The 19,904-nt window shown below is 66.0% G+C and carries 20 protein-coding genes and 1 tRNA gene; 17 read left to right on the top strand and 4 right to left on the bottom strand.

The features are described 5' to 3' along the window. Positions 1-130: 130 nt before the first annotated feature. A complete protein-coding gene (treR, locus tag AB1Z25_RS03785; RefSeq protein ID WP_199225800.1) occupies positions 131-838 on the bottom strand; it encodes a trehalose operon repressor in 708 nt (235 codons plus the stop codon). 190 nt (positions 839-1,028) lie between these two features. Between treR and AB1Z25_RS03780 the strand changes: the two genes are divergently transcribed. Next, positions 1,029-1,505: a nuclear transport factor 2 family protein gene (locus tag AB1Z25_RS03780; protein ID WP_486636585.1), complete on the top strand. Its 477-nt coding sequence runs from the start codon at positions 1,029-1,031 to the stop codon at positions 1,503-1,505. Between the two features lie 164 nt (positions 1,506-1,669). Here the strand turns inward: AB1Z25_RS03780 and AB1Z25_RS03775 are convergent, their stop codons facing one another. Together AB1Z25_RS03775 and AB1Z25_RS03770 are read right to left on the bottom strand one after the other, a co-directional pair. Then, on the bottom strand, positions 1,670-2,362 hold the full coding sequence (locus AB1Z25_RS03775; RefSeq protein ID WP_486636584.1) for a M24 family metallopeptidase: 693 nt from the start codon (positions 2,360-2,362) through the stop codon (positions 1,670-1,672). 37 nt (positions 2,363-2,399) lie between these two features. After that, a complete protein-coding gene (locus AB1Z25_RS03770; RefSeq protein WP_486636583.1) occupies positions 2,400-3,464 on the bottom strand; it encodes an FAD-binding oxidoreductase in 1,065 nt (354 codons plus the stop codon). Positions 3,465-3,587: 123 nt separating this feature from the next. Here AB1Z25_RS03770 and pdxR point away from each other — a divergent pair, with 123 nt between their 5' ends. From pdxR to AB1Z25_RS03750, 4 genes are all read left to right on the top strand, one after another. Next, positions 3,588-5,036: a MocR-like pyridoxine biosynthesis transcription factor PdxR gene (gene pdxR, locus AB1Z25_RS03765; RefSeq protein WP_235084263.1), complete on the top strand. Its 1,449-nt coding sequence runs from the start codon at positions 3,588-3,590 to the stop codon at positions 5,034-5,036. A gap of 44 nt (positions 5,037-5,080) precedes the next feature. Then, positions 5,081-5,560, top strand: a complete 480-nt coding sequence (locus AB1Z25_RS03760) for an SRPBCC family protein (protein ID WP_227107062.1) — start codon at positions 5,081-5,083, stop codon at positions 5,558-5,560. 120 nt (positions 5,561-5,680) lie between these two features. Beyond that, positions 5,681-5,754: transfer RNA gene (locus AB1Z25_RS03755), tRNA-Gly, on the top strand. Positions 5,755-5,817: 63 nt separating this feature from the next. Continuing rightward, on the top strand, positions 5,818-7,968 hold the full coding sequence (locus AB1Z25_RS03750) for an AsmA family protein (RefSeq protein WP_107798250.1): 2,151 nt from the start codon (positions 5,818-5,820) through the stop codon (positions 7,966-7,968). Positions 7,969-8,047: 79 nt separating this feature from the next. Here AB1Z25_RS03750 and AB1Z25_RS03745 read toward each other — a convergent pair whose 3' ends face one another. Next, positions 8,048-10,021: a monovalent cation:proton antiporter family protein gene (locus AB1Z25_RS03745; RefSeq protein WP_107798249.1), complete on the bottom strand. Its 1,974-nt coding sequence runs from the start codon at positions 10,019-10,021 to the stop codon at positions 8,048-8,050. A 119-nt stretch (positions 10,022-10,140) separates the two neighbouring features. Here AB1Z25_RS03745 and AB1Z25_RS03740 point away from each other — a divergent pair, with 119 nt between their 5' ends. From AB1Z25_RS03740 to AB1Z25_RS03685, 12 genes are all read left to right on the top strand, one after another. Beyond that, a complete protein-coding gene (locus AB1Z25_RS03740; protein WP_107798248.1) occupies positions 10,141-11,121 on the top strand; it encodes a KpsF/GutQ family sugar-phosphate isomerase in 981 nt (326 codons plus the stop codon). A gap of 25 nt (positions 11,122-11,146) precedes the next feature. Continuing rightward, positions 11,147-11,671 carry a KdsC family phosphatase gene (locus AB1Z25_RS03735; protein WP_107798247.1) on the top strand — a complete coding sequence of 175 codons (525 nt, stop codon included), beginning with the start codon at positions 11,147-11,149 and terminating at the stop codon, positions 11,669-11,671. Continuing rightward, positions 11,668-12,237 (top strand): LPS export ABC transporter periplasmic protein LptC, encoded by a 570-nt coding sequence (gene lptC, locus AB1Z25_RS03730; RefSeq protein ID WP_107798246.1) that lies wholly within the window; start codon positions 11,668-11,670, stop codon positions 12,235-12,237. The genes AB1Z25_RS03735 and lptC overlap by 4 nt, the downstream gene beginning before the upstream one ends. Beyond that, positions 12,227-12,781: a lipopolysaccharide transport periplasmic protein LptA gene (lptA, locus tag AB1Z25_RS03725; protein WP_107798245.1), complete on the top strand. Its 555-nt coding sequence runs from the start codon at positions 12,227-12,229 to the stop codon at positions 12,779-12,781. The genes lptC and lptA overlap by 11 nt, the downstream gene beginning before the upstream one ends. Then, complete coding sequence (lptB, locus tag AB1Z25_RS03720) at positions 12,778-13,506, top strand: LPS export ABC transporter ATP-binding protein (RefSeq protein WP_227107056.1); 729 nt, start codon at positions 12,778-12,780, stop codon at positions 13,504-13,506. The genes lptA and lptB overlap by 4 nt, the downstream gene beginning before the upstream one ends. A gap of 3 nt (positions 13,507-13,509) precedes the next feature. Further along, positions 13,510-14,931, top strand: coding sequence for an RNA polymerase factor sigma-54 (locus AB1Z25_RS03715; protein ID WP_235084266.1), 1,422 nt, complete (start codon positions 13,510-13,512; stop codon positions 14,929-14,931). 67 nt (positions 14,932-14,998) lie between these two features. Further along, positions 14,999-15,313, top strand: coding sequence for a ribosome hibernation-promoting factor, HPF/YfiA family (hpf, locus tag AB1Z25_RS03710; RefSeq protein WP_019104259.1), 315 nt, complete (start codon positions 14,999-15,001; stop codon positions 15,311-15,313). Positions 15,314-15,434: 121 nt separating this feature from the next. Further along, on the top strand, positions 15,435-15,896 hold the full coding sequence (gene ptsN, locus AB1Z25_RS03705) for a PTS IIA-like nitrogen regulatory protein PtsN (RefSeq protein WP_107798242.1): 462 nt from the start codon (positions 15,435-15,437) through the stop codon (positions 15,894-15,896). Further along, entirely contained in the window at positions 15,889-16,845 is a 957-nt protein-coding gene (gene hprK / locus AB1Z25_RS03700) for an HPr(Ser) kinase/phosphatase (RefSeq protein WP_019104261.1), read from the top strand. The genes ptsN and hprK overlap by 8 nt, the downstream gene beginning before the upstream one ends. Continuing rightward, a complete protein-coding gene (rapZ, locus tag AB1Z25_RS03695) occupies positions 16,826-17,668 on the top strand; it encodes an RNase adapter RapZ (protein ID WP_486636582.1) in 843 nt (280 codons plus the stop codon). Before hprK ends, rapZ begins: the two co-directional genes overlap by 20 nt. A gap of 34 nt (positions 17,669-17,702) precedes the next feature. Beyond that, the gene (locus AB1Z25_RS03690; RefSeq protein WP_107798240.1) at positions 17,703-18,338 is read left to right on the top strand and encodes a flavin prenyltransferase UbiX; all 636 of its coding nucleotides are present in this window, start codon (positions 17,703-17,705) and stop codon (positions 18,336-18,338) included. Between the two features lie 45 nt (positions 18,339-18,383). After that, positions 18,384-19,874, top strand: coding sequence for an NAD(P)H-hydrate dehydratase (locus AB1Z25_RS03685; protein WP_486636581.1), 1,491 nt, complete (start codon positions 18,384-18,386; stop codon positions 19,872-19,874). Positions 19,875-19,904 lie beyond the last annotated feature (30 nt).

Raw genomic sequence — 19,904 nt, 5'->3', positions numbered from 1 at the left:
CTGGTACAGACGAGTTGTGTCAACACTCGTATAGACGAGTTTGCGCAAAATCAAACGCCTCCGTGCGTGAACGCAACAGGCGCGACGGATCGCTTCAGATCAAGGAATGACGGCGCGCGCCGCCGCGCCGCTATTTGCGGCGGGCGACGTCGGAGAAGAAGAATTTGTCCAGCCGGTGGCGGGACTCGGTGTATTCGAACTGACGTCCGTCGTAGAGATGGGTGTGGTTCTTGACCACGATCACGTGGTCCATGCCGTTCAGATCCAGATAGCGGCGATCGTCGTCGCCGCAGGCCTGCGCCTCTATCACCCGGCGCGCGTAACTGATGTTCAGGCCCAGCCGCTGTTCGATGAATTCGTAGATGGAGCCGGCGGCGGCCTCCCGGTCCAGGCCCGGCACCAGGCTGGCCACGAAGTAATTGATGTCCAGGATCACGTTTTCATTATCGATATTGCGCACCCGCTTGATCTTGAGCAGCGGGGTTTTCTCGCGCACGTCCAGCAGACGCGCCAGTTGCGCGTCCGCCGGCACCGTCTCCATCTCCGCCACCCGGGAGCTGACGCGGCGACCCAGGTGCTGATGCGCCTCCTTGAAGCTGACGATGCCGCTGAGCTGGAACTCGATATTGCCGGAGCGCAGCACGAACACGCCCTTGCCGTGAATCTTCTGCACATAGCCGCGCTCCTGCAACATGTCCACCGCCTTGCGCACGGTGCCGCGGCTGGCCTCGTAGCCCTGCATCAGCTCGGTTTCGGAAGGAATGCGGTCGCCTTGCTGGTAACGCTGGTTGTCGATGTCGGCGACGATGTCGGAAAAGATTTGGCTGTATTTGTTCACGGCGTGGATTCGGCAAGATCTGGCGGAGCGCCCCAGTCCGGCAGTCTGCCTCAAGCGCGGGCGGCGCGCCAGTCCGCGCCGGACGCGTTCTTCCGCTCCGCGCAACACTGCATTGTCCGCCGCGGATATTCCGCCTGCCGCCGGCCCGGCGCACACTGGGCGCCTTCCCTCACCAGACAGGAACGTCGTCATGCACGCACCAGAACTCCGCCCGCCGCTGCCGCCCTTCGATCGCGACAGCGCCATCCTCAAGGTCCGCCTGGCCGAAGACGGCTGGAACAGCCGCAATCCGGAACGCGTGGCTCAGGCCTATACCGAAGACAGCCAGTGGCGCAACCGCGCCGAATTCCCGCGCGGCCGCGCGCAGATCATCGAGTTCCTCGCCGGCAAATGGCGGCGCGAACACGAGTACCGGCTGATCAAGGAACTATGGGCCCACGACGGCGAGCGCATCGCGGTGCGCTTCGCCTACGAATGGCGGGACGAGGCCGGCCAGTGGTTCCGTTCCTACGGCAACGAAAACTGGGAGTTCGCCGCCGACGGCCTGATGCAACGCCGCTACGCCTGCATCAACGATCTAGCCATCCGCGAGGACGAGCGCCTGTTCCACTGGCCGCTGGGGCGCAGGCCGGACGATCATCCCGGTCTGAGCGAACTGGGCTTGTAAGAACCTATTCAAAGCCTGCTGCGCTTCAGGCCGCCTTGCACGGCGAGTACAAGCTCAAAATGCTCATGTACCACGAGTACATTCCGCTTTTTCGCTCGTTTTCGCCTTGTCTCGCCCTTGCTCGCGAGACTTTGAACAGGCCCTAAACCAGACCTAGGCGGCCCTCACTCCGCGAAGCAGGCATCCTCCAGCAACATGTCCTCGAAGAAAGCGCCGAAGGGCCGGGACGGATGGCGGATGTGGATCTCCAACACCCACAGCATGCGCGCCGGCGTGAAGTCCACCTCCGCCAGCGGCCCCTCGTGGATGGCCGCGTGCGGGAAGTCCGCCAGCCGGTGGCCGGACAGATCCAGATTCAAGGCCCAGCCGCGGCCGGCGGCGCAGTCCTCGGCGAAACGGTACAGCTCGCGCCCGCTACAGCCCTCGTTCGCCCATTTGCGCCTCACCTCGTGGAAGATGGCGCGGGCGTCGGCGGCGCAGCGCGCCATCTCGGGATCGGCGCCGGTGACGAAGCTGTCGCCGCCGTCGCCTTCCCACTGTTTCCACACCGGGCCGATGTCGATGAAGAAAATATCGTCCTCGCCTAGACGCACGCCGGGATCGGAGGCCGCGCCGAAAGTCTTCAGCGTGTTGCGGCCGAAACGCACGTAGACGTCGTGCCAGCCGCGCAGCATGCCGCGCTCGGCCAGGATGTCCTTGGCCTGTTCCACCGCGTCCTCCTCCAGCATGCCCGGCCGCATCGCCGCGGCGATCAGGGCGATCGCCTGCCGGGTTTTGTCCCGCACCGCCATCAATTGCTGCGGATCGAAGGCCGGGCCCACGCCCTCCAGCGCCGATTGTTCAATGCTTGCTACCATTTCATGCTCCTGTGCTTGAGTACGGGCAGGCGGTCGCCTACCCGGGTATGGCTATCTGTAAACCGTGCAAGCTTGGCTGCAGGGCGATCTGGCAGGCCAGCCGGCAGCGGCCCTCGTCCGCCTCCGACAGCTCCAGCGCCGCCAGCAGCCGACGCTCCGCGCGCTCCATCGCCGGCAAACGCGGCAGCCAGTCCGGCTCGACGCGCACCAGGCAAGTGCCGCAGGCGGCCTGCCCGCCGCAGACGCCGCGCATCAGGCCGGCGGCGGCCAGCGCCTGCATCAGGCTGCCGGCGGCGGGCGCTTCCAGCCGCCGCTCCCCGCCGTCCGCGGCGCGAACGCTCACCGCCATGACGGCCTCACTCGGCGCGGCTGGCGCCGCCGGCTGGAAGGCGTCGGCCAGGAAACGCTCTTCCGGCAAGCCGCGCTGCCGCGTCAGCAATCGGCGCGCCGCGTCCACCATCGCCGGCGCGCCGCAGGCGTAGACCTCCGCGGTGCGCAAACAGGGAAAATCCTCGGCCGCCGCCTGCTGGACGAAACCGCGCCGGCCGTCCCAGCCCGGATCGGGCTCGGACAGCACCGGCTCGAAACGGAATCCCGGCCGCTCGCGCTCCCAGGCTCGCAGCTCCTCGAGCAAATACAGGTCGTCCGCGTTGCGGCCGCCCCAGTACAGGGTCACCCGCCGCCGCCCGGCCGCGCCCAGGCCCTGCTGCAACATCGCCCGCAGCGGCGCGATCCCGGTGCCGGTGGCCAGCATCACGGCCTGATCGACGCCGGAGTCCTCCCGCCACACGCAATCGCCATAGGGCCCTTGCAGCCAAAGCGCGTCGCCCGGCCGCGCCTGCCGGCGCAGCCATTCCGAAAACGCCCCGCCCGGCTGCAGCCGCACGTGCAACTCCACGCCGCCGTCGGCGCGCGGCGGAGCCGCCATCGAGTAACTGCGCGTCAGCCCGCCCGGAGCCGTCACCGAAACGAATTGCCCGCTGCGGAAAAACAGCGGCGCCGCGTCGGCGCACTCCAGCCGCAGCCCGCAGACCTCGCGCCCCAGCCTCTCTATCGCCGCCAGCCGGTAGCGGCCTGCGCCGCTGTCTGCCTCTTGTGTCATTTGCCGCTCCTTGAATGTCCATCTCGATCACTTTAAGCCGCCGCTGGACCAGCAAAAACATCCAGTTTTGATAAGATCGATGGTCCAGAAACGGGAACGAGAACCAGGAAAGGAGTCCGCGGCATGCTGCGAAAATGGGATTTGCAACTGAGCCTGGATAGAGACGGCGGGCTGCCGGTGCATCTGCAAATCGCCCAGCAGATCAGCGCCGACATCCAACGCGGCCGGCTGCGGCCGGGCGCGCCGCTGCCGGGCAGCCGCGAACTGGCGGCGCAACTGGGCATCAACCGCAAGACCGCGGTGCTGGCCTACGAGGAACTGGCGGCGCAAGGCTGGCTGCTGACCCAGGGCCGGCGCGGCACCTTCGTCGCGCCCAGCCTGCCGCTGCTGTCGCCGCGGTCCGCGCCGGCCGCCGCGCGAACGCCCGCAAGCGTCCCCGCGCACGACGACATCGACTTTGGCGACGGCGTGCCGGATTCGCGGCTGATTCCCTTCGACGTGCTGGGCCGCGCCTACCGCCGCGCGCTGATCGCCGCGGCCCGCGCCGGGCGTCTGGCCTACGGCGACCCGCGCGGCGAACTGCCCTTGCGCCAGGCCTTGGCGGAAATGCTGGACATGGAGCGCGGGCTCAACGCCGACGCCGAACGCATCTGCCTGGTGCGCGGCAGCCAGATGGGCATCTATCTGGCCGGCCGCGCGCTGCTGCGGCCCGGCGACGCGGTGGCGCTGGACGCGCTCAGCTATCCGCCGGCGCGCGAAGCCTTTCGCTCTCTGGGCGCGCGGCCGTTGGACGTGGAACAGGACGCCGCCGGCATGCGTCCGGACGCGCTGGAGCGGCTGTGCCGGAGCCAGCCGGTCAAGGCCGTCTACCTGACCCCTCACCACCAGTATCCGACCACGCGGATGATGCCGGCCGAACGCCGGCTGCAATTGCTGGCCCTGTCGCGACGCTACGGTTTCGCCATCATCGAGGACGACTACGACCACGAATTCCACTACAGCCGCAGCCCGGTGCTGCCCATGGCCAGCCTGGACGCCGCCGAGCGCATCGTTTACGTCGGCTCCCTGTCCAAAGTGCTGGCGCCGGGGCTGCGCGTCGGCTACCTGGTGGCCGAGCCCGCCCTCATCCAGCGCTGCGCCGCCGACATCATGCTGATAGACCGCCAAGGCAACGCCGTCACCGAACTGGCGGTGGCCGAACTGATGCACAGCGGCGAACTGAAACGCCATCTCCGCCGCGCGCTGCGCATCTACCGCGCGCGCCGCCAGGCGCTGGCCGACGCGATAGACCGCCATCTGGCCGGCCTGGCCGAATACGAGCTGCCGGAAGGCGGGCTGGCGCTTTGGCTGCGGCTGCCGTCCTGGGTGGACATGCCGCGGCTGGGCGCGGACGCGCGCAGCGCGGGCGTGCGATTTCTGCCCGGCGGCGCCTTCGCCGACGACGGCCGCGACATCCCGGCGCTGCGCCTGGGCTTCGGCGCGCTGGAAGCGGAGCAACTGGAGCAAGGCGTCGCCCGCCTGGCGCAGGCGCTGCGCCGGCAAATTCCGGCGACGGGATTGCGGAGCTCATGACAAAGAACTAATCTGAGCCGACACCCTCACCCGAAAGGCCGCGCATGAGCCAAGCCCACGCCCCCTACCGGCTAACGCTGGAACGCCTGATCGACGCTCCGCCGGAACAGGTTTACCGCGCCTGGACCGACCCCGAACTGCTATGCCAATGGTTCACCCCGCGGCCGTGGACGGTGGCCTCGGCCGAACTGGACGTCCGGCCCGGCGGCTCCAGCCTGGTGGTGATGCGCAGTCCGGAAGGACAGGACTTCCCCAATCGCGGCGTCTATCTGGAAGTGCGGCCCGGGCGCCGCCTGGTGTTCACCGACGCTTACACCGAAGCCTGGCTGCCTTCGGCCAAGCCCTTCATGACCGTGACGCTGGAATTCCAGCCCCGCGACGGCAAGACGCATTACCGCGCGGACGTCTTGCACTGGACCGAGGCCGACCTGCGCGAACACGAGGCGATGGGCTTCGCCAGCGGCTGGGGCCAGGCCACCGATCAATTGGAAGACCTGCTGGCCGGGCTGGGCGGAGGCGCTTGAGCGTGTGCTTTTTTATCAATCGCTTAGCGCCCGCGCCGTCGCCGGAACCGCCCACAGCGGCGGCGCGCCTTGCCAAAACAGGCAAAAAACGCTACATTCGGGCGCTCTAGCCGAAAACGCGCGGGTGTAGCTCAATGGTAGAGCAGAAGCTTCCCAAGCTTACGACGAGGGTTCGATTCCCTTCACCCGCTCCAGTCCGATTTCCCAACCCGTAACCTAGATCAAACCGCTGGCATGGCCCATCCGAGCATCCACCCATGAAATTGAACTCCGGCCGGCTGTGGCTTCGCATCGCTGTTTACAGCCTCACCGCGCTAGTGGCGGTCGTCGTGCTGGTGCAATCGCTGATCTACTGGCAATTTAATGAAGCTCAGGTGCGCGGCACCCTGTCGCACGCCTTGCAGGACACCGGCCGCGTCATCAGCATCGAAGGCCGCGTCACCCCGATATTGTTCCCCTCCCCCGGCATCCAGATCGAAAAGCTCTCCGTCTCCGAACCGGGCCAGCAAACGCCGTTTGCCCGCGTGGAGGAATTGCGCGTCGGCCTGGCCTGGTGGCCGCTGCTGTTCGGCAACCGCGAAGTGAGCTCGGTGGCGCTGTACGGCCCCAGCGCCAACATCAGCCGCGGCGAAGACGGCCGCCTGTCCATCGCCGATCTGTTTCAGCGCCATAGTCAGAGCAGCTTCTCCATCAAGCTGGACACGCTGAAGATACGCGAGGGCACCCTGGTGCTGTCCGACCAGATGACCCATACCGACAGCCGCGTCGCCAGCATCAGCCTGGACGCGGACGATCTGCGCGGCGGCGCCAGCCTCAGCGCCGGCGCCATCCTGGAACAGGGCTCGCGCCCGGTGCGCCTGGCGGTCAACACGCCGCTGTCCATCCAGGACGACCAGGTCAGCCTGGAGGCGCTGGACGCGGTGGCGATGACCCAGGTTCCCGGCCTGGGCGAAAGCAAACTCACCGTCAGCGGCCAGTACAAACTCAATTTCGCCACCTTGCAGGCCACCGGCAGCAATGTGGCGCTCGCCTTCAGCAGCGAGCGGCCCAGCAGCGAAGTCCACCTGGCGCTGCCGCAGATCAACGCCAGCTTCGACGAGCTGACCATGCCTTCCGGCCAGCTGAGCGCCAAGCTCAGCTACGCGCGCAGCCAGTACCAGCTGGAAGCCGCGCTGGAAAACCTCAAACTCAACGAAGCCGGCCTGTACGCCGACAAGCTGCACGGCGACTTCAACTGGCTGGCCGGCTCCACCAAGGTCAACGTCAAGCTCAACGCGCCGCTGTCCCTGGCCGGCATGAATCAATTGCGGATGCAGCCCTTGGCGCTGACCTCCACCATCACCACCCCGCTGCTGCCGCGCGGCAAGCTGGTGTCCACCATGGACGGCGCGCTGGACGGCGATCTGGACGAGCCGCGCTTCAATCTGCGCGTCGCCGGCAAGATGGACGGCTCCGACCTCGCCGTCACCGTCAGCCAGTACGGCCTGATCAAGCCGCGCCACGAAGCCACGGTGTCGGTGGGCCGTCTGGACCTGAACCGCTACCTGCCGGAAAGCAAGGGCGATCCGGTGGCCATCTTCCAGAACACCGGCGACATCCCGCTGGACTGGCTGGACCTGTTCGACCTCACCGGCAAGGTGGCGGTGGGCGAGCTGGCGGTGGGCCGCTTCCGCATCAAGCAGATCAGCAGCAATGTGCGCATCAACCCGCGCGAGCTGGAGCTGGACCAGATGTCGGCCGACATCTACGAAGGCAGGCTGCAAGGCGACGCCAGCCTCAGCCGCCGCGACGTGCCGCAACTGAAAGTGAACCAGACGCTGCAGGGCATGAAGATCCGCCCGCTGCTGGTGGACCTGTTCAACTTCAGCCGCCTGGACGGCAAGGGCAACGGCAAGATAGACATCAACGCCGACGGCAAATCCTTCGCCCAGCTGCGCGACACCCTGAGCGGCAATGTGCAGATGAGCCTGAACAACGGCGCGCTGACCGGCATCGACCTGGTGGCGGCGCTGAAGAACCTGCCGGCCGAGCTTAAGGAATGGAACAGCGCCGCGCAGAACGACCAGAAAACCACCTTCGCCACACTGTCCAGCAGCTTCCGCCTGGACAAGGGCGTGGCGCGCAGCCAGGACCTGAAACTGGCCTCGCAGCTGATGAATGTGGGCGGCGGCGGCAAGATAGACCTGAAGCAAAGCATCGTCGACTACACCATGGACGTGCAGGCCAACCCGCTGGCCTTCGCCCGCCTCAAGGGCGTCAACGTGCCGCTGAAGATCACCGGCCCGCTGAACGCGCCGGTCTACGCGCTGGACTTCAACGCCATGGTCAAGGGCAAGAAGACCGAGGTGGAAAAACAGCAGGCGCTGAAGCAGCAGTTGCAGAAGCAGATCACCACCATCCTGCCTTAACGCCCGACAAACAGCATCAAAACGAACGGCCCCCGCGGCTCACGCCGCGAGGGCCGTTCGACGTCCTCCCGCCTGACCTTTATTCCCCCTGCAGAATCCGGTACTCGGCCAGCGCCAGCTGCTCCGGCGTGCCCAGCAACACCAGCGCGTCGCCCTGCTCCACCTCGAAACTGTCGTCGAAATCGGTGCGCCGCACCCGCTGACGGCGGATCGCCTTCAATTCCACGCCCAAATCCCGCAGATGCAGATTGGCCAACGGTTGGCCCACCGCCGCCGCTCCGGTGCAGACCTGAATGCTCTGCAGCCGCGGCACCAAGGCCTCGTCCATGCCCTCGCCCTCATCGCTGACGCCGCGGAAGAAGCCGCGGAACAGGCCGTAGCGCTCCTCGCGCACCGCGCGGATGCGGCGCACCACCCGACTCGGCGGCACGCCGACCACCAGCAGCGCCTGCGAGGCCAACATCAGGCTGCCCTCCATCACCTCGGCCACCACCTCGTCGGCGCCGGCGTGGCGCAGCTGATCCATATCGCTGTCGTCCACCGTGCGCACGATCACCGGCAGCCCCGGCCGCGCATGCTCCACCGAACTCAAAATACGCAAGGCCGCGTGGGTGTCGGCGAAGGTCACCACCACCGCCTTGGCGCGCATCAGACCGGCCGCCACCAGCACCTCGTGCTTGCCGGCGTCGCCGAACACCACCGGATCGCCGGCCTCGCCGGCCTCGCGCACCCGCTCCGGGTCCATGTCCAGCGCGAAGAACGGGATCTCCTCCGCCTCCAGCAAGCGCGCCAGCGCCTGACCGCTGCGGCCGTAGCCGCAGATCACCACGTGGTCGCTCTTGGACATGCTCTCCACCAACATATGGTGCAGGTCCAGCGCCTGGAACATCCAATCCTGCTTGATCAGACGGCGGGTGATCTTGTCCCCGTACAGGATCAGGAAGGGCGCGATCAGCATCGAGATCAGAATCGCGGCGATCGCCGCCTGAGCGGTGCCGGCCGGCACCAGATGCAGGTTCAAGGCCAGCGCCAGCAGCACGAAGCCGAACTCGCCGCCCTGGGCCAGGGCCAGCGCGGCGCGCATGGATTCATTGGACTTGTGGCGGAAGCCGCGCGCCACGCCGAACACCACCGCCACCTTGATCGGCAGCAGCAGGGCCAGCATCAGCAGCACTTCGCCGAAACGCTCGAACAACACCGTCAGTTCCAGCTTCATGCCCACGGTGACGAAGAAGAAGCCCAGCAGAATGTCGCGGAACGGCCGGATGTCCTCCTCCACCTGATAGCGGTATTCGGTTTCCGAAATCAACATGCCGGCGACGAAGGCGCCCAAGGCCAGCGACAGGCCGGACAGCTCGGTCAGCCAGGCCACGCCCAGCGTCACCAGCAACACATTGATCATGAACAGCTCGCCCGAGCGCTGGCGCGCCACCAGATGGAACCACGGCCGCAGCAGGCGCTGGCCGAAGAACAGCAGCAAGGCCAGCACCACCACCACCTTCAGCGCCGCCAGGCCCAGATCCATCCACAAGGTGTCGCTGCCGCCGGCGAAGGCCGGGAACAGAATCAGCAAGGGCACCACCGCGATGTCCTGGAACAACAGCACGCCAATGGCCAGCTGGCCATGGGCCTGGTTCAGCTCCAGACGCTCGTTCAGCAATTTGCTGACGATGGCGGTGGACGACATCGCCAGCGCGCCGCCGACGGCGAAACCGGTCAGCGGACTGCCGCTGAGCCAGCCCACCGCCAGGCCCACCAGCAACATGGTGGCCGCCACCTGGCCGAAGCCGACGCCGAACACCAGCTGCCGCATCGCGCGCAGCTTGGGCAGGGAAAACTCCAGGCCGATGGAGAACATCATGAAGACAATGCCGATCTCGCCGAGAAAGGCGGTTTCCTCGCCTTGCGGAATCAGATTCATCACGCCGGGGCCGGCCAGAAAGCCCACCACCAGATAACCGAGCATGGCCGGCACTTTCAGGCTGCGGCACAAGGTCACCGACAACACCGCGGCCAGCAGAACCAAGACGATAGGGGCTAGTGACGAATGCATCGCGCGGCGGGGCTCCTGAAGCGAGAGAAAGGAAAAAGACTGCAATTTTTAACACATGCCAAGCAAAAGATGCACCAGCCTGCGTTCAGCGATTATAACCTTTGATATACTTTCGAATTATGGAAAAAGTACAAGCTCCGTCCCGGCTCCAATTGGCCCGGGAAGTCCTGCAGATAGAGTCCGAAGCCCTCACCGCGCTGTCGCGCAGCCTGAACGGCGACTTTCTCGCCGCCGTGGACCTGATCCTGGCCAGCGCCGGCCGTCTGGTGATCACCGGCATGGGCAAGTCCGGCCACGTGGCGCGCAAGATCGCCGCCACGCTGGCCAGCACCGGCACGCCGGCCTTCTTCGTTCACCCGGGCGAGGCCGCCCACGGCGATCTGGGCATGATCACCGCCCAGGACATCGTGCTGGCGCTGTCCAACTCCGGCGAAAGCGACGAAATCATCGCCCTGCTGCCGGCCTTGAAGCGCAAGGGCGTGCGCTTGATCTGCATGACCGGACGCGAAAGCTCCACCATGGCGCAGGAGGCCGACATCCACCTGGACGCCCGCGTGGAGAAGGAAGCCTGCCCGCTGGGCCTGGCCCCCACCACCAGCACCACGGTGCAGATGGCGCTGGGCGACGCGCTGGCGGTCACGCTGATGGACGCGCGCGGCTTCGGCCAGGGCGATTTCGCGCTGTCGCATCCGGGCGGCAGCCTGGGGCGCAAGCTGCTGGTCCACGTTTCCGACATCATGCACAGCGGCGAGGAATTGCCGCGGGTGGCGCCGGGCACGCCGCTGAAGGACGCCTTGCTGGAACTGTCCCGCAAGCGCCTGGGCATGCTGGCCGTCTGCGCCGCCGACGACGCCCTGCTGGGCGTCTACACCGACGGCGACCTGCGCCGCACGCTGGAACGTTCCGCCAACCTTTACGATCTGACCATCGATCAGGTGATGAGCCGCTCGCCGCGCACCATCAGCCCCAAAAAGCTGGCCACCGAGGCGGTGTTCCTGATGGAACAGAACAAGATCACCAGCCTGCTGGTCGTAGATGAAAGCAACAAATTGATAGGCGCGCTGCATCTGCACGATCTATTCAGGGCCGGCGTGATCTGAGTCGCCGGCATTAGCAAGGACAAGCATGCAAAGCATTTTTGAGCAGGCCCGCAAGGTCAAGCTGCTGATCATGGACGTGGACGGCGTGATGACCGACGGCCGCATCTACTACAACGCCCACGGCGAAGAAAGCAAATCCTTCAATGTGCAGGACGGCCTGGGCCTGCGCCTGCTGCAATCCACCGGGGTCCAGCTGGCCATCATCTCCGGCCGCGCCGACCGCTGCGTCGAGCATCGCGCCCAGGCGCTGCACATCGACCACTACTACGGCGGCGTGCACGACAAGAAACTGGCCTTGGGCGAACTGCTGGAACTCACCGGCCTGACGGCCGAGGAATGCGCCTTCATCGGCGACGATCTGATCGACCTGCCCATCATCACCCGCGTCGGCCTGGCCGTCGCGGTGCCGGAAGCGCCGGCCCTGGTGCGCCAGCGCGCCCACTACGTGACCGGCTGCTCCGGCGGCAAGGGCGCGGTGCGCGAGCTGGCCGAGCTGATCATGCAGGCCCAGGGTTCCTTCGACGCCATCCTGGCCAGGTATCTGGCATGATCCGCCTGCTGCGCTCCCACCGCCTGTTCCCGCTGCTGCTGGTGGGCCTGACCGGCCTGTTGACCGTGTGGCTGGACCAGGTCTCGCGCTGGGACAGCAACCGCCGCGAACTGGACCCGGACAAGCCCGAGTACGTGGCCGAACACCTGATCGCCACCCGCTTCGACCCGCAAGGCAAGCTCTACGAGCGGCTGATCGCCTCGCGCATGTGGCAATACCCGGGCAAGGACGACGCCTTCTTCGAAAACCCCGAGCTCTACCAGTACCAGCAAGGCGCGCTGCAATACCAGTTGATCGGCGACGTCGGCCGTTACAACAACAAGACCCAGCAAGCCTATTTCGACAAGAAGGCGACCATGATCCAGCCCGCCGCCGCGGACAAGCCGGAGACCAAGGTCGTCACCAGCGCCATGCATGTCGACACCGGCAAGAAAATCGCCCGCTCCGCCGCGCCCACCGTATTCTTCCAGGGCAAATCGCACGGCAACTCCGTGGGCTTCGTCTACCAGCAACAGACAGGTTTGTTGAACCTGCTGTCTCACACCAAGATCATTTATGAAAAATAAGCTCCGTCTCCTGCTGGCCGGCCTGGCGCTGGCCGCCGCCTCCGTCGCCCACGCCGAACAAGCCGACCGCACCAAGCCGATGGAAATCACCAGCGACAACGGCTGCACCATGGACCAGATCAAGGGCGTCTCCACTTGCGAAGGCAATGTGGTGATCATCCAGGGCACCTTGCGGCTCAACGCCGACAAAGTCGTCGCCACCCAGGACAAGCAAGGCAACCAGACCCTGGTGGCCACCGGCCGCATCGTCACCTTCCGCCAGAAAATGGACGGCAAGAACGAATGGGTGGAAGGCCAGTCCAGCCGCCTCGACTACAGCAGCGCGGCCAACCTCGCGGTGCTGACCGGCAACGCCCGGGTCAAGCGCGAAGGCGACCTGGTGGTGGGCAATGTGATCACCTACAACACCCAGAACGAAACCTACCAAGTGACCGGCGGCACCGCCACCGGCCCCAACAAGGGCCGCGTCACCGTGATCCTGCAGCCCAAGAACACCGCCTCCCAGCCGGCGACGGCCAAACCCGCCAGCGGAGCCGCCAAATGACGCAAAGCGTGCTCAAGGTGGAGCGCCTGCGCAAGCGCTTCAAGAAACGCACCGTGGTCAAGGACGTGGCGCTGGAAATCGCCAGCGGCGAAGTGGTGGGCCTGCTCGGCCCCAACGGCGCCGGCAAGACCACCAGCTTCTACATGATCGTCGGCCTGATCGGCGCCGACGACGGCGAGATTCGCCTGGACGATCAGGTGATCACCCACTACCCCATCCACCAGCGCGCGCGCCTGGGCCTCGGCTATCTGCCGCAGGAAGCCTCCATCTTCCGCCGCATGACGGTGGAGGAGAACATCGCCGCCATCCTGGAAGTGTCCGGCCTCAAAGGCAAGGAACTGGACAAGGAACTGGACCTGCTGCTGGACGACCTCAATATCGGCCACCTGCGCGACAGCAGCGCGCTGTCGCTGTCCGGCGGCGAACGCCGCCGCGTGGAGATCGCCCGCGTGCTGGCCACCCGGCCGCGCTTCATCCTGCTGGACGAACCCTTCGCCGGCGTCGATCCGATCGCGGTGATCGACATCCAGAAAATCATCTCCTTCCTGAAGGAACGCGGCATCGGCGTGCTGATCACCGACCACAATGTGCGTGAAACCCTGCGCATCTGCGACCGCGCCTACATCATCAGCGAAGGCTCGGTGCTCGCCTCCGGCGAGCCGGAAGAACTGGTCAACAACGAGAAGGTGCGCGAAGTTTACCTTGGCGAACACTTCCACCTGTAAGCGATGAAACAGACACTTCAGCTCAAGGTATCGCAGCAGCTGACCCTGACGCCGCAGCTGCAGCAATCGATCAAGCTGCTGCAGATGTCCACCCTCGACCTGCAGACCGAAGTCGAGCGCTTCTTGCTGGACAATCCCTTGCTGGAGCGCGGCGACGAAGCGCCGCAGGGCGAAGCGCCGGACGCCGCCGCCCAGGAACCGGAGGCCCCGGCGGAAAGCCGCGACGACGCCTCCGGCGACGACGGCGAACGCGGCGCGGAGACCGGCGAACTGAGCGACTGGGGCAGCGGCGGACGCCGCGGCGACGGCGACGACGAGCTGGACCCGATGCTGAACGTGCCCTGTCCTATCAGCCTGCGCGAGCACCTGCTGGCGCAGTTGGGCGAAGTGGCGCTGCCTACGCGCGATCAGGCCATCGTCCAGCTGCTGATTGAAGAGCTGGACGACGACGGCTATCTGGGCCAGACGCTGGAAGACATCGCCAGCCACCTGCCGCTGGAACTGGAAATCGAGGCCGACGAACTGATGATAGGCCTGCGCCTGCTGCAGCAGTTCGACCCGCCCGGCGTCGGCGCGCGCTCCTTGCCGGAAGCGCTGGCGCTGCAATTGCAGCGGCTGGACCCGGACGAGCCGCAGCGCGGCCTGGCGCTGGCCATCGTCCGCGACCACCTGGCCTTGCTGGGCAACCGCGACTACACCCGGCTGAAAAAACAGCTGGGCGTGGACGACGCCGCGCTGCGCGCCGCCCAGGCGCTGATCGCCCGCCTCAACCCCCGCCCCACCGCCGGTTTCGGCGCCAGCGACACCCAGTACGTGATCCCCGACGTCTCGGTCAGAAAACGCAAGGGACGCTGGGTGGCCGCCCTCAACGGCGGCGCCGTGCCTCGCTTGCGCGTCAACCAGATGTACGCGCGGCTGCTGGCGGAAAACCGCGGCGGCAACGGCGAAATGTCCTCGCGGCTGCAGGAGGCCAAATGGCTGGTGAAGAACATCCAGCAGCGATTTGACACTATCCTGAAAGTGGCGGAAGCTATCGTTGAACGGCAGCAATCGTTCTTTGAACACGGCGAAGTGGCCATGCGCCCGCTGATTCTGCGCGACATCGCGGACGAGCTGGGCCTGCATGAATCCACGGTGTCCCGGGTCACCACCCAGAAATACCTGCTCTGCCCGCGCGGCCTGTTCGAGCTCAAGTATTTCTTCGGCAGCGCGCTGGAAACCGACAGCGGCGGCGAGTGCTCCGCCACCGCGATCAAGGCCCACATCCGCAGCCTGATCGACGCCGAATCGCCGAGCAAACCGCTGTCCGACAGCGCCCTGGTCGAAGCGCTGGCCAAACAGGGAATACAAGTTGCCAGACGCACGATAGCCAAGTATCGTGAAGCCATGCAGATACCGCCGGTCAACCAGCGCAAGACGCTGTGACCCAGGCGGCGGAATACAGCGATCCGGCCGACCCGACCGGACTGTCAACACCAGAAGGAGCTAGGGTATGAACCTCAAAGTAACTGGACTGCATCTGGAAGTAACTCCCGCCCTGCGCGAATACGTTGAAACCAAAATGGAGCGCGTTACTCGACATGTCGACCATGTGATCGACATTTCCGTTACTCTGTCTGTTGATAAACTGGTGCAAAAGGCCGAAGTCAACGTGCATCTGTCCGGCAAGGACATCCACGTGGAAGCCACCGAATCCGATATGTACGCCGCCATCGATCTGTTGATCGACAAGCTGGACCGTCAAGTGCTGAAACACAAGGAAAAGCAGTCTGAACACCGTGCTCCGGCGCCTGAAGCCAGCCTGTAATCCCTTGAATTGGAAGGCGGGGGCCTGCGGGTTCCCGCTTTTCTTTGCACTTGCCCGTTTTCAGTACTATCAAGGCAACGTAGAATTGCCGGGTTTTTCTCAGCCGCATGCATAATCCAATATGAACCTCATCGGCAAAATCCTGACACCCGAACACGTCCTGCTGGATCTGGACGTCGCCAGCAAGAAGCGCGTGTTCGAGCAAGTCGGCCTCTTGGTTGAAAATACCCGGGGCATCGCGCGCAGCGAAATCTTCGATTGCCTGTTCGCCCGCGAAAAGCTCGGCTCCACCGGCCTTGGCCAGGGAGTGGCGATTCCGCACGGCCGCGCGCGCGGCCTCAAGGACGCGATGGGCGTATTCATCCGTCTGAAGACCCCGATTCCCTTCGACGCGCCCGACGGCAAGCCGGTGCAGTGCCTGTTCGTGCTGCTGGTGCCGGAACAGGCCACGGACCTGCACCTGCAAGTGCTGTCCGAACTGGCGCAGCTGTTCTCCAGCCGCCAGATGCGCGAGCAGATGCTGGGCATCCCCCTGCGCGACGAGCTCTATCAGCTGCTCAATAATTGGGTGCCCAATGCCTAGCATCAGCGTCCGCCGGCTGTACCAGGAAAACCAGCAGAAGCTCAACCTGACCTGGGTCGCAGGCACCGGCGGCGCCGACAATATGATAGGCAACGACGAACAGCGCCCCACGCAGGCGCTGGTCGGCCACCTCAATTTCATCCACCCCAACCGGGTCCAGGTGCTGGGCCTCGCCGAGGTGGACTACCTGAACCGGCTGGAGCAGTCCGCCGCCAAGACCGCGCTGGACCAACTGTTCCACAAGAGCATGTCGGTGGTGATGGTGGCCAACGACCAGCCGGTGCCCAAGCTGCTGCGCGACTACTGCCACACCCACAACGTCCCGCTGATGACCACCAAGCTGGAAAGCCCCTACCTGATGGATGTGCTGCGCATCTATCTGGCGCGGGCGCTGGCGGTGTCCACCGTGCTGCACGGCGTCTTCCTCGACGTGTTCGAGATCGGCGTGCTGATCATGGGCGATTCGGCGATGGGCAAGAGCGAGCTGGCGCTGGAACTGATTTCCCGCGGCCACGGCATGGTGGCCGACGACGCGGTGGAGCTGTACCGCATCGGCCCCGACACGCTGGAAGGCCGCTGCCCGCCCTTGCTGCGCGACTTCCTGGAAGTGCGCGGCCTGGGCATCCTCAACATCCGCACCATCTTCGGCGAAACCGCCGTGCGGCCGAAGAAGGTGCTGCGGCTGATCATCCACCTGGTCAAGGCCAACGACCAGGCGATGCAGGCGCTGGACCGCCTCAACATTCAGTCGGAAACCCAGGACATCATCGGCGTCACCATCCGCAAAGTGGTGCTGCCGGTGGCCGCCGGCCGCAACCTGGCGGTGCTGGTGGAAGCCGCGGTGCGCAACTACATCCTGCAGCTGCGCGGCATAGACAGCACCCGCGAATTCATCGAACGCCACACCAACTTCCTCAGAGACCAGGAAAATGCGCCTGATATTGATTAGCGGCCTGTCCGGTTCCGGCAAGTCGGTGGCGCTGCGCGCGCTGGAAGACGCCGGCTTCTACTGCGTGGACAATCTGCCGGCCACCATGCTGCACGAGGCGATGTCGCTGTACGCCGACTACGGCTACGAACAGATTGCCATCAGCGTGGACACCCGCTCCGGCCCGTCGCTGGGCGCCTTGCCGGCGGAAATGGAAAAGCTGCGGGCCCAACATGTGGACGTGCGCCTGCTGTTCCTGGAAGCCACGCCCGCCACCCTGGTCAAGCGCTTCTCCGAAACCCGCCGCCGCCACCCGCTGTCCGGCGCCGACGTCACGGTGGAGGAAAGCATTCTGCTGGAACAGGACATGCTGGCCGAGATCATGGAGCTGGGCACCCGCATCGACACCAGCGAGCTGTCCGCCAACGCGCTGCGCAGCTGGGTGCGCGAGCTGGTGGACGCCGACAGCAGCCGGCTGACCCTGATCTTCGAATCCTTCGGCTTCAAGCACGGCCTGCCGCGGGACGCCGACTTCGTTTTCGACGTCCGCTGCCTGCCCAATCCCTATTACGACCCGCAGCTGCGCCCGTTCACCGGCCGCGACCAGCCCATCATCGACTTCTTCCAGCAAACGCCGGAAGTGCAGCAGATGGTGGACGACATCCAGCAGATGGTCAGCAAATGGCTGCCCTGTTTCAGCATGGAAAACCGCAGCTATCTGACCGTCGCCGTCGGCTGTACCGGCGGTCAGCACCGCTCGGTCTACATCACGGAACACCTTGCCCGCCTGTTCGCCGCCGAACAGGTGCTGGTGCGCCATCGCCAGCTCTACCGCCAGAACTGAACGCATTCGGGCCGCCCGCCTACAGGAGACATTCATGCGCCCGATCCAAACCGTCACCGTTGCCCTGACCGGCGCCTCCGGACTGCCCTACGGCCTGCGGCTGATCGATTGCCTGATCGCCGCCGGCGTCCGCGTCTGGGTGCTGTATTCGCAGGCCGCGCAAGTGGTGGCCAAACAGGAAATGGACCTGACCCTGCCCTCGCGCCCGGCCGAAGCCCGGCAATGGCTGATGCAACGCAGCGGCGCGCGCGACGGCCAGCTGGCGGTCTTCGGCCGCGAAGAGTGGTTCGCGCCGGTGGCGTCCGGCTCCAACCCGGCCGACGCCATGGTGGTCTGCCCGTGCTCGATGGGCACCCTGGCCGCCATCGCCCAGGGCAGCAGCGACAATCTGATCGAACGCGCCGCCGACGTCAGCATCAAGGAACAGCGCAAGCTGGTGCTGGTGCCGCGCGAGGCGCCGTTCTCCGCCATCCATCTGGAAAACATGCTCAAGCTGGCTCGTCTCGGCGTTGTCATCCTGCCGCCGTCTCCGGGGTTCTATACTCATCCCAAGACCGTGGACGATATGATCGACTTCGTGGTGGCGCGAATTCTGGATCAGCTCCGCATCGACAATCAATTGACGCCGCGCTGGGGCGAGCCCGCCCCGGACCGCCCCGCGGCCCCCTAGCCAGCCGCCGCGCCGCTTGCGGCCCGGTCAAAGAGGAATCTTGGGATGCCGACACAAGACCAAAGCATTCTCAGCCTGGACGCCTTGCGCCAACTGGAGCGCCAAGCCACCGACGCCGGCTACAACCTGATGCAGCGCGCGGCGATGGCCACCGCGGACTGGGTCAGCCACCACCTGCCCAGCGCGTCCCGGCTGTTGATTTGCGCCGGCCCCGGCAATAACGGCGGCGACGCGCTGTACGCGGCGCTGGAACTGATGCGCCGTCGTTTCCGCGTCGACGTGCTGGTGCCCACCCAGCCCACTAGCCCCGCCACCTCGGAAGCCCTGCATGAGCTGGAGCAGGCCCAGGGCCATGTGATGTTCGATCTGCCGCGCGACTACCGCGCGCCGCAACTGGTCATAGACGGCCTGTTCGGCGTGGGCCTGAGCCGGGACTTCGACCTGGAATGGACCACGCTGATCGACCGCATCAACCAGCTGGGCAGCCCCATCCTGGCGCTGGACTGCCCCAGCGGCCTGGACGCCTATACCGGCGTGCCGGCCAACACCGCGATCCAGGCCAGCCACACCCTGACCTTTTTGTGCCAGAAGCCCGGCCTGTTCAGCGCCTCCGGCGCCGATCTGGCCGGCAATGTGGAACTGGAACTGCTGGACTGCCCGCCCAGATTGATCCCCGCGGCGGACGGCAGCATCAACCAGCCGGACGTCCGCGCGCTGCTGCGGCCGCGCAACAGCCACAAAGGCCTGTTCGGCACCGTCTGCGTAATAGGCGGCGCGCCGGGCATGCTGGGCGCGGCGCTGCTGGCCGGGCGCAGCGCCTTGGCCTGCGGCGCCGGCAAAGTCCATGTCTGCCCGCTGGACAACCGGCTGCCGGTGGACCCGGTGGTGCCGGAGCTGATGATTTCCGCGCTGGACGAAGCGGCCGGCCTGCCCGACGCCGACGTGCTGGCCGTCGGCCCCGGCCTGGGCCAGCAAGAACGGGCCGGCCGCCTGCTGGACCAAGTCATCCAGCTGCCGCAGGCGCTGGTATTGGACGCCGACGCGCTGAACCTGCTGGCCAACGACCACGCCGCCGCCGCCCTGATCGCCAAACGCCAGGCCGGCACCGTGCTGACCCCGCATCCGGCGGAAGCCGCTCGCCTGCTGGGACAAAGCACCGAGACGGTGCAAAAGGACAGGCTGATGGCCGCGCGCCGGCTGGCCAACCACTTCAACTGCGTGGTGGTGCTCAAGGGCGCCGGCAGCCTGATCGTCGGCCCGGACGGCTTCTACCATCTGAACACCAGCGGCGGCCCGGCGCTGGCGGTGGCCGGCCAGGGCGACGTCCTGACCGGCATCATCGCCGCGCTGCTGGCCCAGCGCATGGAGCCGTTCGAAGCCGCCAGCCTGGCCGTGCACATCCATGGCCTGGCCGGCGACGATTTCGAAATGGAAACCGGCGGCCCCATCGGCCTGTCCGCCTCCGACACCGCCTGGCGCGCCAGCCTGATGCTGAACCGCCTGATCCAGGAACGCGCGCAGGAACAGGCCACCTAGATCCAAGACCCCGCAAGCCCCCGGGGAAAT

This window comes from Chromobacterium sp. HL1 (genome assembly GCF_057418835.1).
This window is presented reverse-complemented; position numbering and strand designations above follow the sequence as displayed.